Origin of the sequence: Pseudomonas sp. A-RE-19, assembly GCF_019956555.1 — a bacterium.
Taxonomy (GTDB): Bacteria; Pseudomonadota; Gammaproteobacteria; order Pseudomonadales; family Pseudomonadaceae; genus Aquipseudomonas.
Genome location: NZ_JAHBDQ010000006.1, coordinates 110,829 through 129,027 on the forward strand (window position 1 = coordinate 110,829; position 18,199 = coordinate 129,027).

The 18,199-nt window shown below is 59.3% G+C and carries 16 protein-coding genes; 7 read left to right on the top strand and 9 right to left on the bottom strand.

Features of this window, described 5'->3' with window-relative positions; genetic code table 11:
• Positions 1 to 3 precede the first annotated feature (3 nt).
• On the bottom strand, positions 4 to 1,725 hold the full coding sequence (aceK, locus tag KGB14_RS05125) for a bifunctional isocitrate dehydrogenase kinase/phosphatase (RefSeq protein ID WP_223484396.1): 1,722 nt from the start codon (positions 1,723 to 1,725) through the stop codon (positions 4 to 6).
• A 129-nt stretch (positions 1,726 to 1,854) separates the two neighbouring features.
• Between aceK and KGB14_RS05130 the strand changes: the two genes are divergently transcribed.
• Complete coding sequence (locus KGB14_RS05130; protein ID WP_223484397.1) at positions 1,855 to 2,763, top strand: DMT family transporter; 909 nt, start codon at positions 1,855 to 1,857, stop codon at positions 2,761 to 2,763.
• 211 nt (positions 2,764 to 2,974) lie between these two features.
• Here the strand turns inward: KGB14_RS05130 and KGB14_RS05135 are convergent, their stop codons facing one another.
• From KGB14_RS05135 to cysK, 4 genes are all read right to left on the bottom strand, one after another.
• Positions 2,975 to 3,838 carry a DMT family transporter gene (locus KGB14_RS05135; RefSeq protein WP_223484398.1) on the bottom strand — a complete coding sequence of 288 codons (864 nt, stop codon included), beginning with the start codon at positions 3,836 to 3,838 and terminating at the stop codon, positions 2,975 to 2,977.
• A 108-nt stretch (positions 3,839 to 3,946) separates the two neighbouring features.
• Complete coding sequence (locus KGB14_RS05140; RefSeq protein WP_177409388.1) at positions 3,947 to 4,111, bottom strand: hypothetical protein; 165 nt, start codon at positions 4,109 to 4,111, stop codon at positions 3,947 to 3,949.
• 351 nt (positions 4,112 to 4,462) lie between these two features.
• Entirely contained in the window at positions 4,463 to 5,401 is a 939-nt protein-coding gene (locus KGB14_RS05145) for an aspartyl/asparaginyl beta-hydroxylase domain-containing protein (RefSeq protein WP_223484399.1), read from the bottom strand.
• Positions 5,402 to 5,624: 223 nt separating this feature from the next.
• The gene (cysK, locus tag KGB14_RS05150) at positions 5,625 to 6,599 is read right to left on the bottom strand and encodes a cysteine synthase A (RefSeq protein ID WP_223484400.1); all 975 of its coding nucleotides are present in this window, start codon (positions 6,597 to 6,599) and stop codon (positions 5,625 to 5,627) included.
• Between the two features lie 126 nt (positions 6,600 to 6,725).
• Between cysK and KGB14_RS05155 the strand changes: the two genes are divergently transcribed.
• From KGB14_RS05155 to KGB14_RS05165, 3 genes are all read left to right on the top strand, one after another.
• Entirely contained in the window at positions 6,726 to 7,802 is a 1,077-nt protein-coding gene (locus KGB14_RS05155) for a DUF748 domain-containing protein (protein ID WP_223484401.1), read from the top strand.
• 144 nt (positions 7,803 to 7,946) lie between these two features.
• Positions 7,947 to 8,792 carry an AAA family ATPase gene (locus KGB14_RS05160; RefSeq protein ID WP_223484402.1) on the top strand — a complete coding sequence of 282 codons (846 nt, stop codon included), beginning with the start codon at positions 7,947 to 7,949 and terminating at the stop codon, positions 8,790 to 8,792.
• 25 nt (positions 8,793 to 8,817) lie between these two features.
• Positions 8,818 to 9,996 carry a vWA domain-containing protein gene (locus tag KGB14_RS05165; RefSeq protein ID WP_223484403.1) on the top strand — a complete coding sequence of 393 codons (1,179 nt, stop codon included), beginning with the start codon at positions 8,818 to 8,820 and terminating at the stop codon, positions 9,994 to 9,996.
• A gap of 120 nt (positions 9,997 to 10,116) precedes the next feature.
• Here the strand turns inward: KGB14_RS05165 and KGB14_RS05170 are convergent, their stop codons facing one another.
• The 4 genes from KGB14_RS05170 to KGB14_RS05185 form a co-directional block, all read right to left on the bottom strand.
• Positions 10,117 to 11,043, bottom strand: a complete 927-nt coding sequence (locus KGB14_RS05170; RefSeq protein WP_223484404.1) for a biotin-dependent carboxyltransferase family protein — start codon at positions 11,041 to 11,043, stop codon at positions 10,117 to 10,119.
• Positions 11,040 to 11,744 carry a 5-oxoprolinase subunit PxpB gene (gene pxpB / locus KGB14_RS05175; RefSeq protein ID WP_223484405.1) on the bottom strand — a complete coding sequence of 235 codons (705 nt, stop codon included), beginning with the start codon at positions 11,742 to 11,744 and terminating at the stop codon, positions 11,040 to 11,042. Before pxpB ends, KGB14_RS05170 begins: the two co-directional genes overlap by 4 nt.
• The gene (locus KGB14_RS05180; protein ID WP_223484406.1) at positions 11,741 to 12,493 is read right to left on the bottom strand and encodes a 5-oxoprolinase subunit PxpA; all 753 of its coding nucleotides are present in this window, start codon (positions 12,491 to 12,493) and stop codon (positions 11,741 to 11,743) included. The genes pxpB and KGB14_RS05180 overlap by 4 nt, the downstream gene beginning before the upstream one ends.
• Positions 12,494 to 12,571: 78 nt before the next feature.
• Entirely contained in the window at positions 12,572 to 13,855 is a 1,284-nt protein-coding gene (locus KGB14_RS05185) for an MFS transporter (protein WP_223484407.1), read from the bottom strand.
• A 173-nt stretch (positions 13,856 to 14,028) separates the two neighbouring features.
• On the opposite strand from KGB14_RS05185, the gene KGB14_RS05190 reads away from it, so the two are divergent.
• The 3 genes from KGB14_RS05190 (at position 14,029) to KGB14_RS05200 (ending at position 18,192) form a co-directional block, all read left to right on the top strand.
• On the top strand, positions 14,029 to 14,958 hold the full coding sequence (locus tag KGB14_RS05190) for a LysR family transcriptional regulator (protein ID WP_223484408.1): 930 nt from the start codon (positions 14,029 to 14,031) through the stop codon (positions 14,956 to 14,958).
• A gap of 110 nt (positions 14,959 to 15,068) precedes the next feature.
• On the top strand, positions 15,069 to 16,991 hold the full coding sequence (locus KGB14_RS05195; protein ID WP_223484409.1) for an IucA/IucC family protein: 1,923 nt from the start codon (positions 15,069 to 15,071) through the stop codon (positions 16,989 to 16,991).
• Entirely contained in the window at positions 16,981 to 18,192 is a 1,212-nt protein-coding gene (locus KGB14_RS05200; protein ID WP_223484410.1) for an MFS transporter, read from the top strand. Before KGB14_RS05195 ends, KGB14_RS05200 begins: the two co-directional genes overlap by 11 nt.
• The last annotated feature ends 7 nt before the right edge of the window (positions 18,193 to 18,199 follow it).

Here is an 18,199-nt window from a genome sequence, read left to right on the forward strand (position 1 = left end):
GAACTACTCGTTGTCGAGGCCTTTGCGGCGGTACGGGAACACGTCGATCACTTTGCCGGCCCGAATTGCCTCCTGCAAACCCTTCCAGTAATCAGCGTTGTATAACTCGCCATGCAACTGATCGAACAACTTTCGTTGCCCCGAATCAGCAAACAGAAACGGCGGAAACTCCTCGGGAAACACATCCAGTGGCCCGATCGAGTACCACGGCTCGGAGGCCATTTCATCTTCCGGCGTACGCGGTTGCGGGATGTGGCGGAAGTTGGCTTCGGTCAGAAAGCAGATTTCGTCATAGTCATAAAACACCACACGACCGTGACGGGTGACGCCAAAGTTCTTCAGCAACATGTCGCCGGGAAAAATGTTCGCCGCCGCCAGTTGCTTGATCGCCAGACCATAATCCTCCAGCGCCTCGCGAACCTGCGCCTCGTTGGCGTGCTCCAGATAGAGGTTCAACGGCGTCATCCGGCGTTCCGTCCAGCAGTGGCGGATCAGCACCGTGTCACCTTCCAGCGATACCGTGGATGGCGCCACTTCAAGCAACTCCGCCAGGCATGCCGGCTCGAATTTGCTCAAGGGGAAACGGAAGTCGGCGAACTCCTGAGTGTCGGCCATGCGCCCGACCCGGTCGACGCTTTTCACCAGGCGATACTTTTCGATCACCGTGGCGCGGTCGACGTTTTTCGACGGTGAGAAGCGGTCCTTGATGATTTTGAAAACGGTGTTGAAGCCCGGCAACGTAAACACGCTCATAACCATCCCGCGCACGCCGGGGGCCATGATGAACTGGTCGTCGGTGTTGGCCAGATGATTGATCAGCGCCCGATAGAACTCGGACTTGCCATGCTTATAGAAGCCGATCGAGGTGTACAGCTCGGCGATGTGCTTGCCCGGCAGAATACGTTTGAGAAAGCCGATGAATTCCGCCGGCACCGGCACATCGACCATGAAGTACGAACGGGTAAAAGAGAAGATGATCGACACCTCCGCCTCGTCGGTGATCAGCGCATCGATCTGGATGCCCCGACCTTCGCGGTGCAGCAGCGGAATCACCAGCGGCCATTGATCGTCCTGGGTGTAAATGCGTCCCACCAGATAGGCGCCCTTGTTGCGGTAAAGCACCGAGGAAAACACCTCGACACTCAGTTCCGGATCCTTGCAGACCCAGTCCGGCAGGTTCTCGCGCAATTGCGCTTCGAGGCGGCGCAGGTCGCCGGGCAAATCGGCGTAATCCTCGCTGAAGCGATAGTCGGAAAAGATGCTGGTGAGCATGCCCGACAACTGCCCATGGGGCTTGTAGGTGCGGGTTTGCGCGGCCCGGGCGCGGCGCAGGCTTGGCCGGGTCGTGTGGATGAACATGCAGCCGTCGCTGATCAGGTCATGGCTGAACAGCCCGCAGAAAATCGAGTTGTACCAGGTCTCGGACAGCTCATCGTCGAAACGCAGGTCGATCAGGCTGATGTAAGCGCTTTTGACCAGCGGCCAGCTGCTGACATCCATCAACACATCGGTCGCGAACGACGCGTGCAAGCGCCCTACCGTTTCGCCGACCTTTTCTTCGTAGAGGTTGATCCGCGCCGCCGACGCGACTTGCGTCTCCTGCCATTGGGCCTGCTCGAAGCGGGCTCGAGCGCCGTCGGTGATTTGACGGAAATGCTCGCGGTAATCGTCAAAGCCATCGAGGATCATTCGGGCGATGTCGGCGGCTGGCCATTGCTGCGGCATAGGTAAAACCTCGGCGGCTGTTCTTGTCGTTGGAGCCTGAGCTTAGTGGCCCTGTGTTACGCAACGCAACCATTGCCTTGTGCCCAGACTGGCGCGACACTTGCGCGCCAATCAAGGAAGGAAAGTGCTGTGAACCCCGTCGATATCCTGCGTTTGTTGTCACTTGCCGCCATTTGGGGTGCGAGCTTTCTGTTCATGCGCATTATTGCCCCAGTGATTGGCACAATCCCCACTGCGTTTTTTCGCGTGTCGATTGCGGCGACCGGGCTGCTGGTGATCCTCGGGCTGATGCGCATCAGTTGGGATTTCAAAGGCAAACTCAAGACCGTGATGCTGCTCGGGGTGATCAACTCCGGGATTCCGGCGACTCTTTACTCCGTCGCGGCCCAAGTGCTGCCGGCCGGTTATTCGGCGATTTTCAACGCCACCACGCCGTTGATGGGCGTGTTGATCGGCGGCCTGTTCTTCCATGAAAAACTCACCGCCGCCAAGCTTGGCGGGGTTTTCCTCGGATTGCTTGGCGTGGGTGTCCTGACCCGTGCCGGCCCGGTGGCGTTCGATATGGAACTGCTGATGGGTGCCCTCGCCTGCCTGCTGGCCACTACGTGTTATGGCTTTGCCGGGTTCCTTGCGCGCCGCTGGCTCGATCACGCGGGCGGCCTCGACAGCCGTCTTTCGGCGCTCGGCAGCATGTTGGGTGCGACGTTGTTTTTGCTGCCGCTGTTCGGTTACAGCGTGATCAGTCAGCCACCGGCGAGCTGGGGCGGCTGGAGCGTCTGGCTGTCGTTGCTCGGGTTGGGCTTGGGGTGCACGGCGTTTGCGTACATCATTTACTTCCGTTTGCTCAGCTCGATCGGGCCGGTGAAGTCGATGACCGTGACTTTCATGATCCCGCCGTTCGGCGTGTTGTGGGGGGCGCTGTTGCTGGATGAGCCATTGTCGATGGCGCACCTGTATGGCGGGGTGTTGATTGCGGCGGCATTGTGGCTGGTGTTGAAGCCGGCGGTGGTGAAGCCGGTTGAGGTGGCTGCCCGGTAGTGATGTGGTGTTGCTGATGACGCCTTCGCGGGCAAGCCTCGCTCCTACAGTGGAAAGGCATTCCCCCTGTAGGAGCTGCCGAAGGCTGCGATCTTTTGATCTTGCTCTTCGGCGGCCCCGAAAAAAATCGCAGCCCACGCCAGCGCCTACATTGGGTCCTGTTACGACGAAGATCCAATGCAGGAGCTGTGCCTGGAGCAGCCTTTGGGTTTCAAGCGCTCTTACGGAACACAAACACCAGGCCGACAATGATCAGCCCCATCCCCAACAGACTCAACATCGCCAGGCGATTACCAAAAATCAGGTAGTCCATCACCGCCGTCACCGCTGGCACCAGGTAGAACAGACTGGTGACATTCACCAGATTGCCCCGGGCGATCAAGCGGTATAGCAACAACGTCGCCAGCACCGATACCACCAATCCCATCCACAACACCGGCACAATGAACCCCGCGCCGTGTTCGAAATGAAACGGCTGGAACGGCACGAATATCCCGCAGAGCAACAGCCCGGCAAGGTACTGCACCGGCAGTGTGCCGAGGGGATTGTCGGTGATGCGTTTCTGCATGATCGAACCGAACGTCATGCTCGCCAGCGCCAACAGACCGAAAAGCATTCCGGCCAACGACATGCCGGCCAGCCCGATACCCTGATAGACCACCATGATCAACCCAGCCAAGCCCAGTGCCAGACCGAACATCCGACTTATTGATCGGTGCCGCTCCATGATCACTACGGTGAGAATCGGTTGAACGCCCATGATGGTTGCCATCACGCCCGGCGTGACTTTCAGGTCCAGGGCCAACAGATAGAAAATCTGATAAGCCCCCAACAGCACCACGCCCGTGGCCATCGCATACAACATCGGCTTGCCGCCCTTGGGCAGCTTCAGCTTGAGCAACGGCACCAGCAGCATCAAGCCGCACAAGGCGATGACAAAGCGAATCAGCAGAAAGGCAAAGGGTGATGCATGGGCCAGGCCCCATTTAGAGAAGATCGCCCCGCTGCTCCACAGCAGAACGAACAGGCTCGTGGACGCCGCCGCGAGCGCGGATTTTTTCGAAAGGACAAACATGAATACCACCTGTAGTCAGGCAAAAAGCCAACTCAGCCGAAGCTGAAATTCAGTAGTTTTTTCAAGCGAGCGCTTTTTCAGACAGGCATGGGAACAGCAGAAAGCTGATCAGCCCGAAAAGCCAACGCCCGGCGGTGATACGACTGCGCACACCGGCGTGCTACTGACAGGTGGAGGGTAATGACTGATCTGCGCAGGCTGCTGATCCCCGCACGGCACGACGCCAGCGTTGACCGCTGAATCGACTACCGCGTTGATGAGGGAAGCTGGCATGGGCTGATCTTTTTTGATGGGTGAAAGAGTGGTTCAGGAAACCACAGAGCGCCGAGAATAACCAGCGTATGACATGGATTGCAATGAGTTAACAGAAAAGCTGAGAAACAGGAGTCTGGCACGATCCCTGTGGTGAGCGCCCATAAAAACGCTCACAAGGAATAATGCTCAAGGTGCGAAACCTTGTGGGAGCGGCGGTGCGACGATTCGACTTGCCCGCGATAGCGGGATGTCAGTCAACGAATGTATTGAATGTAACGCCGCCATCGCGGGCAAGCCCGCTCCCTCATGGATTGCGCTTAACTGACTGGCATCGCTCCCAAGGAGCGGCTTTTCATCCCGGAATCGGCCTTAACCAAACAGCCAATACCCCAACAACGTCAACACCACCACCGCCAGCACCGGCCGCAGTACACGGTAAGCCTTGGGGTTACGACGCTTCCACTGTTTGATCACGCCGCTGAATTTGTCGCTTGAGTTCTTGCTCCAGGCATAGGCCTGGTTGATCCCGCCGACGCGCTCGTCATCAAGATTCTGTGGCGCAGTGGCGCGGCCCAGCAAGCCGCTGATCCAGCGGTTGATGCGGGTCATGAGGCGGTTGCTCAGTGGGCGTTCGATGTCGCAGAACAGGATGACCCGGGTTTTCTCTGTTTCATTCTTGACCCAGTGCACATAGGTCTCATCGAACATCACGTCTTCACCATCGCGCCAGGCATAGACCTGACCGTCGACAAAGATGCGGCAATCGTCAGAGTTCGGCGTAGACAGCCCCAGGTGATAACGCAGGGAACCGGCAAACGGGTCCCGATGCGGGTTGAGGTGGCTGCCACCGGGCAACAGCGCAAACATCGCGCCTTTGACGTTGGGAATGCCACTGACCAGGGCCACGGTTTTCGGGCACAAGGCTTCGGCCGATGGCAACGGTTTGTCGTACCACTTGAGGTAGAAACGCTTCCAGCCCTTCTTGAAGAACGAACCGAAACCGGCGTCGTTGTTCTTCTCGGCGGCGCGGATGTAGCCCTCATCGAACAAGTGCATGGCCTCGTCGCGGATAACTTCCCAGTTGTCCCGAAGCACGTCCAGTTCCGGGAACTTGCTGCGGTCCAGATAAGGTTTTGAGGGCACGCCGGAGAACAGGTACATCAAGGCGTTGTAAGGCGCGAACAGGGCCGAGTGGTTGACGAACTGACGCAGGACCGGCAAACGCGCCTTGCCACGCAAATGCACATAGAGCGTGCTGCCGAGAAACAGCAACAACACCGAAGCCTTCGCGACAAAGGAAAAGCTCATCAACAACTCCTTGATAGTAGGTAACTCCGCACAACGCCCTTTACCCGACGTGGCAGTCGGCCATGATAAACACTACCGGCCTCGGGAAAAACCCGCATAACTCAATATTCAGTGTTAAGCATTGTGTAATAAAGCACTTCTTAACATAGGGTTCCTGAACAGGGGCTGACCTGAATCACCCCCTGTCACACAAGAATCAAAAGATCACAGCCTCCGGCAGCTCTTACGGTTGATTCTCCTGTTCGGTAAACAGATCACTGAACAGCATGCTCGACAGGTAGCGTTCGCCGGAATCCGGCAGGATCACCACGATGGTCTTGCCCTGCATTTCCGGGGTTTCGGCCAGACGCACAGCCACCGCCATGGCAGCACCGCAAGAGATGCCGCTCAAAATCCCTTCTTCCTGCATCAGCCGCAGGGCCATCGCCTTGGACTCATCGTCGCTGACCAGTTCGACCCGGTCGACCATCGACAGGTCGAGGTTCTTCGGCACAAAACCGGCGCCGATACCCTGGATTTTGTGAGGGCTGGGTTTGACCTCTTCCCCGGCGATCGTCTGGGTGATCACCGGAGACACCAGCGGCTCCACCGCCACCGAGATAATCGGTTTGCCCTGGGTATTCTTGATATACCGCGAAACCCCGGTGATGGTTCCGCCCGTTCCGACGCCCGCCACCAGCACATCGACTGCACCGTCGGTGTCGTTCCAGATTTCCGGGCCGGTGGTTTTTTCGTGGATGGCCGGGTTGGCCGGATTTTCGAATTGTGCCGGCATGAAGTAAGTGGACGGGTCGCTGGCGAGGATTTCGGCGGCCTTCTCGATCGCGCCTTTCATGCCTTTGGCCGGCTCCGTCAGTATCAGTTCGGCGCCAAGGGCCTTGAGCACCTTGCGTCGCTCAATGCTCATGGACGCCGGCATCGTCAGCACCAGCTGGTAACCGCGGGCGGCGGCAACGAACGCCAGGCCGATACCGGTGTTGCCCGAGGTGGGTTCGATGATGGTCATGCCGGGCTTGAGCTTACCGCTGCTTTCGGCCTCCCAGATCATGTTCGCGCCGATCCGGCACTTGACCGAATAACCGGGGTTGCGCCCTTCGATCTTGGCCAGAATGGTGACACCGCGCGGGGCGATACGGTTGATCTGCACCAGCGGCGTATTGCCGATGGAATGGGCGTTGTCAGCGTAGATACGGCTCATGGCTGGGTCCTTATACAGCGTTGGATTAGCTGTCCACGGTATGCCTGTTACCCGTGGTCGTCCAGTCAGTCGAACGTCTGCTTACCCCAGCAGTCAATCGCTTTACACCGCCTGAGATTTGCCGCCATGAAGCGTCGATACAGTTGGCCTCTATGGACCCTCGCCGGCCTCGTTGTGCTGCTGGTTGCCCTGCACATCGCGCTGCCCTATATCGTGCGCGATTACCTCAATGAGCGATTGGCGAACATGGGTGACTACCGCGGGCAGATTACCGACGTGGACCTGGCCCTGTGGCGCGGCGCCTACAAAATCAACGGACTGAAAATCGTTAAAGTCGACGGTAAGGTCCCGGTGCCTTTCGTCAACGCGCCATTGATCGACCTGTCTGTCAGCTGGCATTCACTCTGGTACGACCACGCCGTGGTGGCCGAGGCGCGGTTCGACAAACCCGAGGTGAACTTCGTCGATGGCGGCGCCAACAAGAAAAACTCCCAGACCGGTCAGGGCACCGACTGGCGGGCACAACTGGAAAAATTACTGCCGATTACCCTGAACGAAGTGCGGATCAACGACGGCCGGGTGACCTTTCGGAACTTCACTTCAAAACCGCCCGTGAACATGAATGCCACTCAGGTCAATGCCAGCATTTACAACCTGACCAACGTGGTCGACACCAAAGGCAAACGCGATGCCCGACTCGACGGCAAGGCTCTGTTGCTGGGGCATGCACCGCTGGAAACAACGGCAACCTTCGACCCGCTGAGCGACTTCCAGAGTTTCGAGTTCCGCCTGCGCGCCACGAACCTTGAACTCAAACGCATGAACGACTTCGCCTCGGCCTATGGCAAGTTCGACTTCAATGCCGGCCATGGTGACCTGGTCATCGAAGCCGAAGCCAACAAGGGTCAACTCACTGGCTACATCAAGCCGCTATTGCGCGACGTTGAAGTGTTCAATTGGCAACAGGACGTGGAGAACAAAGACAAAGGGATTTTTCGCTCCATCTGGGAAGCACTCGTCGGCGGCACCGAGAATGCGTTGAAGAACCAACCGGCAAACCAGTTCGCCACTCGCGTCGAGCTCAAAGGCAGCGTACATCAGCGAGATATCAGCGCATTCGAGGCTTTTTTGCAGATTTTGCGTAATGGTTTCATCCAGGCGTTCAATGCCCAATACGAACGGCCCAAGCCGGATGCGGGATGAGTCACGAAGTGACGCCCCATTCAGAGACTGAATAAGCCGTCTGCGTTCACAGTCGACCGGACAGCGCGTTATAGTCGAGCCTGACCATTTATTGCGCCCCGCCCTGCCTCGTTCAGGTCGGCGTTACCGTTCGAGGATTAGCAGATGAAGTTCGAAGGCACCCAGGCCTACGTCGCCACCGATGACCTGAAGCTGGCGGTCAACGCCGCCATCACCCTGGAGCGGCCACTGCTGGTCAAGGGCGAGCCAGGCACCGGCAAGACCATGCTCGCCGAGCAACTGGCCGAATCCTTCGGCGCCAAATTGATTACCTGGCACATCAAGTCCACCACCAAGGCGCATCAAGGCCTGTACGAGTACGACGCGGTCAGTCGCCTGCGGGACTCGCAGCTGGGTACGGACAAGGTCCACGACGTTCGCAACTACCTGAAAAAGGGCAAGCTCTGGGAAGCTTTCGAGTCCGAAGAGCGGGTAATCCTGCTGATCGACGAAATCGACAAGGCCGACATCGAGTTTCCTAACGACCTGCTGCAAGAACTCGACAAGATGGAGTTCTACGTTTACGAGATCGACGAGACCATCAAGGCCAAGAAGCGCCCGATCATCATCATTACCTCCAACAACGAGAAAGAGCTGCCGGACGCCTTCCTGCGCCGCTGCTTCTTCCACTACATCGCCTTCCCGGATCGCATCACGATGCAACGGATCGTCGACGTGCATTACCCGAACATCAAGAAAGACCTGGTCAGCGAAGCGCTGGACGTGTTCTTCGATGTGCGCAAGGTGCCGGGCCTGAAGAAGAAGCCCTCGACCTCTGAACTGGTGGACTGGCTGAAACTGCTGATGGCCGACAACATCGGCGAAGCGGTGCTGCGTGAGCGCGATCCGACCAAGGCCATTCCGCCGCTGGCAGGCGCCTTGGTGAAGAACGAACAAGACGTGCAATTGCTTGAGCGTCTGGCGTTCATGAGCCGTCGCGGCTCTCGCTAAGCCCCGATAGAGAGAGGCGATCGCCATGCTGCTCAACCTGTTCAATGAAATGCGCGCAGCCAAGGTGCCGGTCTCGGTGCGTGAGCTGCTGGACCTGATCAACGCGCTGAAACAGCGCGTGACCTTCGCCGACATGGACGAGTTCTATTACTTGTCGCGGGCGATTCTGGTGAAGGACGAAAAGCATTTCGACAAGTTCGACCGGGCGTTCGGGGCCTACTTCAAGGGCCTGGAAAAGCTCGATGACCACCTCCAGGCGTTGATCCCCGAAGACTGGCTGCGCAAGGAATTCGAACGCTCCCTGACCGATGAAGAGCGGGCGCAGATCCAGTCCCTCGGCGGCCTGGACAAGCTGATCGAAGAGTTCAAGAAGCGCCTGGAAGAACAGAAAGAACGCCATGCCGGCGGCAATAAGTGGATCGGTACCGGCGGCACCAGCCCGTTCGGCTCCGGTGGCTTCAACCCGGAAGGCATTCGGGTCGGCGATGCCGGCAAGCGTCAAGGCAAAGCGGTCAAAGTCTGGGATCAGCGCGAGTACAAGAACCTCGACGATTCGGTCGAACTGGGCACGCGCAACATCAAGGTCGCCCTGCGTCGCCTGCGCAAATTCGCCCGTCAAGGCGCAGCCGAAGAACTGGACATTGACGGCACCATCGACCACACCGCGCGCGATGCCGGGTTGCTGAACATCCAGATGCGTCCGGAGCGGCGCAACACCGTCAAGTTGTTGCTGTTGTTCGACATCGGCGGTTCGATGGACGCCCACGTGAAGATCTGCGAAGAGCTGTTCTCGGCCTGCAAGACCGAGTTCAAGCATCTGGAGTACTTCTACTTCCACAACTTCATTTATGAATCGGTGTGGAAGAACAACATGCGCCGCACCTCCGAGCGCACCGCCACCCAGGACCTGCTGCACAAGTACGGCGCCGACTACAAAGTGATCTTCATCGGCGACGCCGCCATGGCGCCCTATGAAATCACCCAGGCCGGTGGCAGCGTCGAGCACTGGAACGAAGAAGCCGGTTACGTGTGGATGCAGCGCTTCAAGGAAAAGTACAAGAAGCTCATCTGGATCAACCCGTACCCGAAAGACACCTGGGGCTATACCTCGTCGACCAACATCGTGAGGGATTTGATTGATGACCAGATGTTCCCGCTGACGTTGCGGGGGTTGGAGGAAGGGATGCGGTTTTTGTCCAAATAATCTTCGTCGTCTGTTCGGCCGCTATCGCGAGCAGGCTCGCTCCCACAGTTGATCTCCAGCGAACACAGTATTTGTGTACGACCGAAATCCAATGTGGGAGCGAGCCTGCTCGCGATGCTTTTAGCGGCGCAAAAACCGGCGCAAATACTCGACCTGTTCCCGATGCGCCACGTCCTGCACCACCGGTTTCAACCGCACCTTCGTCCCTGGCAGACACTGCGCCAATCGTGCCAATGCCAATGGCGTCAACGCCCCCAACCGCGGATACCCGCCAATGGTCTGCCGATCATTGAGCAGCACAATCGGCTGCCCGTCCGGTGGCACCTGGACCGCGCCCAGCGGGATGCCTTCGGAAATCATCGGCTTGCCCTGATACTGCAACGCCGTTCCCAACAGACGCATGCCCATGCGATCGGCACGGCTGTCGAGGGTCCAGGCGCTGTTGAATGCGTCGAACAGACTCTGTCCACTGAACTCGCCGATTTGTGCGCCGAGCACCAGGTCCAGCGGTGCATTGAGTTTGAAATTCGGTACTTGTTCGGGCGCCAACTCCCGCAGCAGTAACAGCGAGCTCCCCGAATAGCTCAACGGCGCATCGTTGGCCAACGCCCGACCCATGCCATCCAGCCCACCGAGCTCTTCACGGACCACCGTTGCGCTACTGCCCAACACCTCTGGCGCATCAAATCCGCCCGGGGCCGCCAAGTAAGACCGAGCGCCAAGCAGCGGCTGAGTGAATTTCAATTGCTGACCTTTGTTCAACCTGAAACTGCGCCACGGTGCCAATGCCTCGCCATCCACCTGCGCTCCCAGATCCGCCCCGGCCAACGCCAGCACGCAATCTTCTTGGGCAACGACCGTAAACCCGCCGAGGGTGATTTCGATCACCGGCGCATCCAGCCCATTGCCCAGCAGCCAATTGGCCCACGACATCGATCGCCAATCCAGCGCGCCGCCCTGGGTCACGCCCAAATGCCGCACGCCAAACCGCCCGGCATCCTGCAACAGGCACAGCGGTGTACTTGCCTCAATCGTCAGTCGGCTCATGCCTGCGCCTCCAACGGTGTGTCATCACCGCCCAAATTGATGAACTCGGCATGGCTGACCGCCTCGAAGCGCACCGTGTCACCCGGTTGCATCAGGCTGTAGCCGTCGCGCTCGCGGTCGAACAATTTGGCCGGGGTGCGGCCGATCAGGTTCCAGCCGCCGGGGGACACCACCGGATATGCCGCAGTCTGGCGTTCGGCAATGCCGACACTGCCGGCAGCCACTTTTTTGCGCGGCGTATTCAGACGCGGCGCAGCCAGCACTTCTTCCACCAACCCCATGAAGGCAAACCCCGGCGCGAAGCCCAACGCGAACACCTGGTACTCGCGTGCGCTGTGACGTCGGATCACCTCTTCCACCGTTAATCCGCTGCGCTGAGACAGCAAAGTCAGTTCCGGACCGACGCTCAGGTCATACCAGACCGGCAACACATGGCATTTGCCCTTGGCCCGCGCGTTGGGCGACAGATCGATCAAGGCTTCAGCGATCAACTCCCGCGCCTGGGCCGGATTCAACGCCATCAGATCGTAATGCACCATCAACGTCGTGTAGGACGGCACCAGGTCGATCAAATGGCCGGCAAACGCCTCTCGCAGACGCTCGCTGGCCGCGAGCATCCAGGGCATGTTGGTCTCGCTGATTTCATCGAACAGACGCACCATCAGGTAATCCAGCGCCACCACTTCCACCCGTAGCTTCATGATGCGCTCTGCTGATTCAAGGCCTCGCGAATGCGCTGCACGGCGGCCACCGAACTGGCGTTGTCGCCGTGTACGCACAGGGTGTTGGCCTGCAAGTGCAAGGCACTGCCGTCGTTGGCAGTGAGGTTGTCGCCACGGGCGATCGTCAACGCCTGTTCGATGATTGTCTCGGGATCGTGATGCACAGCACCCGGCAATTGCCGCGAAACCAGCTTCCCTGCGCTGTCGTAAGCGCGATCGGCGAAGGCTTCGAACCACAACGTCACGCCATATTCATCGCCGAGTTGCTGGGCGGCATTGTTATCACGGGTGGCCATCAGCATCAGCGGCAGCGTCCGGTCATAAGCGGCCACAGCCTGAATCACCGCACGCAATTGCGCCGGGTTGGCCATCATGTCGTTGTACATCGCGCCGTGGGGTTTGACGTAACTCACCCGCCCGCCCTGAGCCCGGCAAATGCCGTCGAGGGCGCCGATCTGGTAATGCAACAGGTCCTGCAGTTCCTGGGCGGTGTAAGCCATGGATCGACGACCGAACCCCACCAGATCCTGATAGGCCGGATGGGCACCGATCTGCACCCCGTGGCTCAGGGCCAGGCTGACGGTCTTGCGCATGATGCTTGGGTCGCCGGCGTGGAAGCCGCAGGCGATGTTGGCGCAATCAATGAAGGGCATGACCTCGGCGTCCAGACCCATGGTCCAGTTACCGAAACTCTCGCCGATGTCGCAGTTCAATAGCAGGCGGCTCACGGTGAACACTCCTGTAGGCATTTATCTTTTTAACTGAAGGACATATGCCCCTCAGATTATCAGTTACCGGACATCTGGTTATTGAGCGTCGAGTTGCTTGCCACGGGTTTCCGGCAGGCTCAGGGCCGCCAGGATCACTACCCCGTAGGACACCGCCGCGAAGGCTCCGATTCCCACGCTCAGTGGCACCTTCTGGCTGAGCAAACCGATCAGCAGCGGAAACAATGCCGCCAGCGCCCGACCGATGTTGTAGCAAAAACCCTGGCCCGAGCCGCGTATCCGCGTCGGAAACAGCTCGGTCAAAAACGCGCCCATGCCGCTGAAGATCCCCGAAGCGAAGAAGCCCAGGGGAAAGCCCAGCCAGAGCATCACGCCGTTGCTGACCGGCAATTGGGTGTACAGCAGAACAATGGTGAACGAGCCGACCGCGAACAGAATGAAATTCTTTTTACGACCGAGGATGTCAGTCAAATACGCGCTGATCACGTATCCGACGTAGGATCCGATGATCACCATGGCCAGATAACCGCCCGTGCCGAGTACGCTCAAGCCCCGTTCGTTCTTCAGGAATGTCGGCAGCCAGGAGGTGATCGCGTAGTAACCGCCGAGGGCACCGGTGGTCAGGATCGACGCGCGAATTGTGGTGAAAAGGATGCCGGGGGCGAAAATCTCATAGAACTTGGCGGGGTTGCTTGGCTCTTGCCTGGCTTTGGCTTCGCGGTAGATTTCCGGGTCCTTGACCAGGCGGCGGACGAAGATCACGAAAATCGCTGGCACAATGCCAAGGATGAACAATGCCCGCCAAGCGTCTTCCGGCGGCAGCACCGAAAACAGCAGGGCATACAAAATCGCTGTCAGCCCCCACCCCAGCGCCCAACCCGATTGCACCATGCCGACGGCTTTGCCACGGTCCTTGGCGCGGATCACTTCGCCCATCAGCACGGCACCGGCGGTCCATTCGCCACCAAAACCGAAACCCATCAACGTGCGGCTGATCAACAGTTGCTCGTAGTTCTGGGCGAAGCCGCAGAGGAAAGTGAAGAACGCGAACCACAGTACCGTCAGTTGCAGGGTGCGCACCCGGCCGATGCGGTCGGAGAGAATCCCCGCCACCCAACCACCGATGGCCGAGGCGATCAGGGTGCTGGTGTGAATCAGCCCGGCTTGCCCAGTGGTAATGCCCCACATCGCAATCAGGGTCGGCACCACGAAACTGAGCATCTGGGTGTCCATGCCGTCCAGACCATAGCCGATCTTGCAGCTCCAGAACGTGCGACGTTCCTGCTTGTTGATGTTGTGGTACCAGTCGAAGGGCCCCGGGCGAGCCGTGGCTTTGGGAACGAGGGTGTCGGGCGCACTCATGGCAAGTCTCCGTGCAAATTTTATTGGTATTGTTCTGAGCCCCGACGACGCCTATCGTGGGAACCGGATGTGCCGATTTTTGGGCCGCCGGCCCTGCTGCGTCCAACTAATAAAAACCCGCCCTAGACATAAGAAAACCTTATCCCACGCGCTGAGCCCCACGAGCCGATCCCATGAACCTGAAGTTTCTCGAGACCTTTGTCTGGGTCGCCCGACTTAAAAGTTTTCGCCTGACGGCAGACAAGCTCTTCACCACCCAGGCGTCGATTTCCAGCCGTATCGCCGTGCTCGAAGGCGAGCTCGGGGTGAAGCTGTTCCTGCGCGATTCTCGCGGCGTGAGCCTGACGCCCGAAGGCCTGAAAGTGCTCGAATATGCCGAGCAGATGATGGACACGATGCAGGCGCTCAAGCATTCGATCGAGACGCGCTCAAGCAAGGTCGGGCGGGTCCGGATCGGCGTCATGGACACGGTGATCCACACCTGGCTCAGCCCGTTGGTGGCGCAGATGATGGATCATTACCCGCTGGTGGAAATCGAGCTGGTGGCCGATACCGCGCTCAACCTCTGCGATCAGCTGCAAAAAGGCTTTCTCGATCTGATTCTGCAAACCGACCTGTTGCGTCAGGAAAGCGTGCGCAGCCTGGAGCTGGCCAGTCATCCGATTGGCTGGATCGTGGCCAGCAATTCCATCTACAACCGCGAGTATTCGGGTGTTGCCGATCTGGCGCGGGAGCGGATCATCACCTATTCGAAAAACTCTCAACCGCACCAGGAAATTCTTGCCCTGATGCAGGCCAATGGGGTCATGGCGCCACGGCTCAACTGCGTGAATTCGGTGTCGGCGATTACCCGGTTGCTGCGGGACGGCTTCGGCATTGGCGCGTTGCCGCCGGTGTTGGTGGCCGAAGAACTGGCGCGTGGGGAATTGACTCTGCTGACCATCGATCAGCGACCGCCGAATTTGCAGGTGGTGGTGTCGTGGCGCGTGGGCGTGGAATGGGTCGAGGAGATTGTCACGTTGTGTCAGCAAGTCGTGGAGCGCTATGCGCAGAAAGTGGGCGAGCACTACATCGTCTTGAGCAAACCACAGAGCAAGATCTGAAGGACATTTTTAAACTCTAAATCTGAACCACTATCATTTGCATTATTTTTTCTAAGAGGTATTCTCTGCGCGCTTTCAGCTAAACAATTGTCCAGAAGGAGTCGGACCTGATGCGCGGTCACACGCAAAAACAGCAACAATTGCTCGCTCACTGGAGCGAAGCGCTTGGCACTCAGGCTTTCCAGTCCCACCGCATCACGCTCGATCATTTGAGCAATGCGCTGGAGCCCGCCGCCCAGCGCTGTTTCCAACGCCTGATCCAGGCGCTGTTTCGTGAAGATCTGATCAACCCCGACGCCTGCGAATACGACGACACCAGCCGTTGCTGGCTGCCGCTTGGCGATGGCGCGCATCTCTGCTTCGAGCATTTGTCCGGCGGCAGAATGAACAGCTGGGACGTGCGCGGCAGCATCGTTCTGCACAGCCCCGACAGACTGCCCCAAAAAATCCAGTTGCCCAGCGAACTGCTCGCTCACCTCAGCACTCAGCTCAACCCGCCAGCCTCTCCACAGGTACTGGAACGCCTGGCCCGGGAGCTGGATGACAGCTTCAGCAACGACACCCTGTGCCTGGCGTTTCACCATGGATGGACCGAGCGCCTGAGAGAGCAGATCAATACCGAGCACGATGACAATCTGCTCGCCTGGCTCAAAACCGGCCCCAGCCACCTGAACCCTACGTCATTGCTCGAACAGTGGGGCACGCTCGGCCATCCGTGGCACCCGAACTACAAGACCAAACTGGGCTTGAGCGCCGCTCAGGTCATCGCTTTCTCGCCAGAATTCGAAGCGAGTTTTCCGATCGTGCTGTGCGCCCTGCACCGCCAATACGCACACGTCGAAGCGCTGGCTGGCTCCAGCGATTACCAGGACTGGTGGCAAGGTCACTTCCCACAGGCCGCCGAGCAATTGCAACGCCATTTGCAGCAGTTGGGCCTGGACGCGAAGGACTACCTCCCGCTTCCGTCGCACCCATGGCAAGCCCATGAAGAGCTGCCACATTCGTTCGCCAACGAGATCGCCGACAACCTGCTGATCGTCACCGACATCGTGGCTTTTACCGGCCATCCAACCATGTCCTTCCGCACGGTCCTGCCGGAGGCGAGTCGCATCGCGCCGATGGTCAAACTGCCGGTGGCTTTGCGACTGACCAGCGTGCAGCGCACGGTGTCGCCGCGCTCCGCCCGGATGGGTCCGCGCATCAGCCAACTGGTATTGGATATTCTCGATCAGGAGCCGCAGATTCAGCGTCTGCTGAACATCGTTCCAGAGCGCATCGGCGTGCACTACGCACCACTGCCGGCCGATGACGAGCGCTCCCGGCATGTTGCCGTGCTGTATCGCGACAACCCGCTTACCCTGCTGCAAGAAGGCGAGTTGGCGGTGCCGGTCGGCAGCCTGTTCGCCGTCAACGAATTCGAACAACCATTGCTGCGTGATTGGGTAAAGCTGGCTCAGGGCACTGACGACAGCGAGGCCATGCTGGCGTTCTTCGATGATTACCTGTCGATTGCCGTACCGAGCCTGCTGGGCATCTACCTGATGTATGGCGTGGCGTTCGAAGCGCATCAGCAAAACAGTTTCATGGTGATGGGCGCTGACGGACAGTTGAATCGGCTGCTGTTGCGTGATTTCGGTGACGTTCGTATCGATCGCAAAACCCTGCACGCCAAGGGCCTGGATATCCAGCTGCACGATCCGAAAATGACCCTGTATGACGACGCAGGCTTTGTCCGCGACAAACTCCTGCACACCACGTTCATGTGCCACCTCGGTGAACTGACGTTGCTCTGTGCCCGCCACTGGAATGTGTCGGACAGTATCCTGTGGGAGCGATTGGCATCGCACGTTGCACAGTGCTTCGAGACCTTGCGCGAGCGCGTTGAACCGGCGCGTTGGGAAAGCGAGCGCCAGGCCTTGCTGGAACAGGATTGGCCCGCCAAATCGTTCATGCGCATGCGCTTGCTCGACAGTCATGCCGACATCGTCGGACGCCTGAATAATCCGCTGCGCCCAAACGTCCATGCTCGCTGACGGTCGCGCCCTGCGACTGCTGATCGTCATCCAGTTTGTCTCCATGGGCGCAATGGAAATGAGCGGTCCGTTCTGGCCCTTGCAGATCCAGCACCTGCTCGGGCCGGAGGGCGCCGGCTACACCGCGCTGTTATCGGCGCTGGTCTATGCCGGTCCGATGCTGGCGGCCATGCTCCTGACGCCCATGTGGGGCCGGTTGGGGGATCGCACCGGACACAAACCGATGATTGTTCGGGCGTTGCTGGCACTCGCGCTGTGCCAAGGGTTGGCGGCCATCACCCTCGACCCGTGGCTGCTGGTGAGTATTCGCGTGATGCAAGGCGCATTGGCCGGCTTTCTCGCTGCCGCGCAAGCCTATGCCTTGGCCTGCTGCGACAGTTCCAGACGTGGCCACACCCTGGCCCGCCTGCAATCGGCAACCGCCGTCGGCTCATTGATCGGCCCCGTGCTGGGTGGCTGGCTGATGGACGTCTCGGGGTTTGCCCTGCTCTGTTATGGCGCGACGGCGATTTGCCTGCTGTGCGCACTGGGGAGTTTTTTCCTGCCGGCCGACAAGGCCCGGACCCCGAAGAAAAAGGCGGTTGAACCGGTGGCCCTGCCCAAAGGCTGGCTCGGTGGAATCCTGTTGGTAATCGTGTTGATTCAGGCCGCGAAGATGATGCCGCAGTCGTTCTACGCGCTGTACGTCGCGAACATTCTGCATGCCCCAAGCTGGCTGATCGGCGCCACCTACGCGGCGAGCGCCGCGACCCTGGCCATTTCCGCACCGCTGTGGGGCCGCCTGTTCGACCGCTGGCAGCCGGCCTACACCTTGCGCGTCATCGAAGGCGTGGCCTGGCTGTGTGCCCTGACGCTGGCAGCCACGGCATTGGCCAACGAATGGCTGGGGTTTCTCGTCAGTCGACTCGTCTGGGGCATCTGGCAAGGCGCCCTGCTGCCCGTCGCCTATGCACTGATCGCCAACACCATTTCCATCACCCAGCAGGGCTTCGCGCTGGGCCTGGGCAACAGCGCGGCAAAGGCTGGCGCTCTGCTCGGTGTCGTCCTTGGCGGGATCGGCATGGGCCTGGTTGGCCTGGCTCACAGTTTCTGGCTGGTGGCGCTGACCTACGCCATCGCCGCCATCGGGATCCGCTGGGTGCGCTCATTCAACGCCGCGCCGGACCGCTCGACCTTATCGCCTCACACTTATCACAACTAAAAAAGAC

Bases quoted from the DNA above. Each gene is read 5' to 3' on its own strand.
- KGB14_RS05145 (WP_223484399.1), bottom strand. From the start codon at position 5,401: ATGAGCTTTTCCTTTGTCGCGAAGGCTTCGGTGTTGTTGCTGTTTCTC.
- KGB14_RS05170 (WP_223484404.1), bottom strand. From the start codon at position 11,043: ATGAGCCGACTGACGATTGAGGCAAGTACACCGCTGTGCCTGTTGCAG.
- pxpB (WP_223484405.1), bottom strand. From the start codon at position 11,744: ATGAAGCTACGGGTGGAAGTGGTGGCGCTGGATTACCTGATGGTGCGT.
- KGB14_RS05165 (WP_223484403.1), top strand. From the start codon at position 8,818: ATGCTGCTCAACCTGTTCAATGAAATGCGCGCAGCCAAGGTGCCGGTC.
- aceK (WP_223484396.1), bottom strand. From the start codon at position 1,725: ATGCCGCAGCAATGGCCAGCCGCCGACATCGCCCGAATGATCCTCGAT.
- KGB14_RS05155 (WP_223484401.1), top strand. From the start codon at position 6,726: ATGAAGCGTCGATACAGTTGGCCTCTATGGACCCTCGCCGGCCTCGTT.
- KGB14_RS05195 (WP_223484409.1), top strand. From the start codon at position 15,069: ATGCGCGGTCACACGCAAAAACAGCAACAATTGCTCGCTCACTGGAGC.
- KGB14_RS05135 (WP_223484398.1), bottom strand. From the start codon at position 3,838: ATGTTTGTCCTTTCGAAAAAATCCGCGCTCGCGGCGGCGTCCACGAGC.
- KGB14_RS05200 (WP_223484410.1), top strand. From the start codon at position 16,981: ATGCTCGCTGACGGTCGCGCCCTGCGACTGCTGATCGTCATCCAGTTT.
- KGB14_RS05140 (WP_177409388.1), bottom strand. From the start codon at position 4,111: ATGCCAGCTTCCCTCATCAACGCGGTAGTCGATTCAGCGGTCAACGCT.
- KGB14_RS05190 (WP_223484408.1), top strand. From the start codon at position 14,029: ATGAACCTGAAGTTTCTCGAGACCTTTGTCTGGGTCGCCCGACTTAAA.
- KGB14_RS05185 (WP_223484407.1), bottom strand. From the start codon at position 13,855: ATGAGTGCGCCCGACACCCTCGTTCCCAAAGCCACGGCTCGCCCGGGG.
- KGB14_RS05160 (WP_223484402.1), top strand. From the start codon at position 7,947: ATGAAGTTCGAAGGCACCCAGGCCTACGTCGCCACCGATGACCTGAAG.
- cysK (WP_223484400.1), bottom strand. From the start codon at position 6,599: ATGAGCCGTATCTACGCTGACAACGCCCATTCCATCGGCAATACGCCG.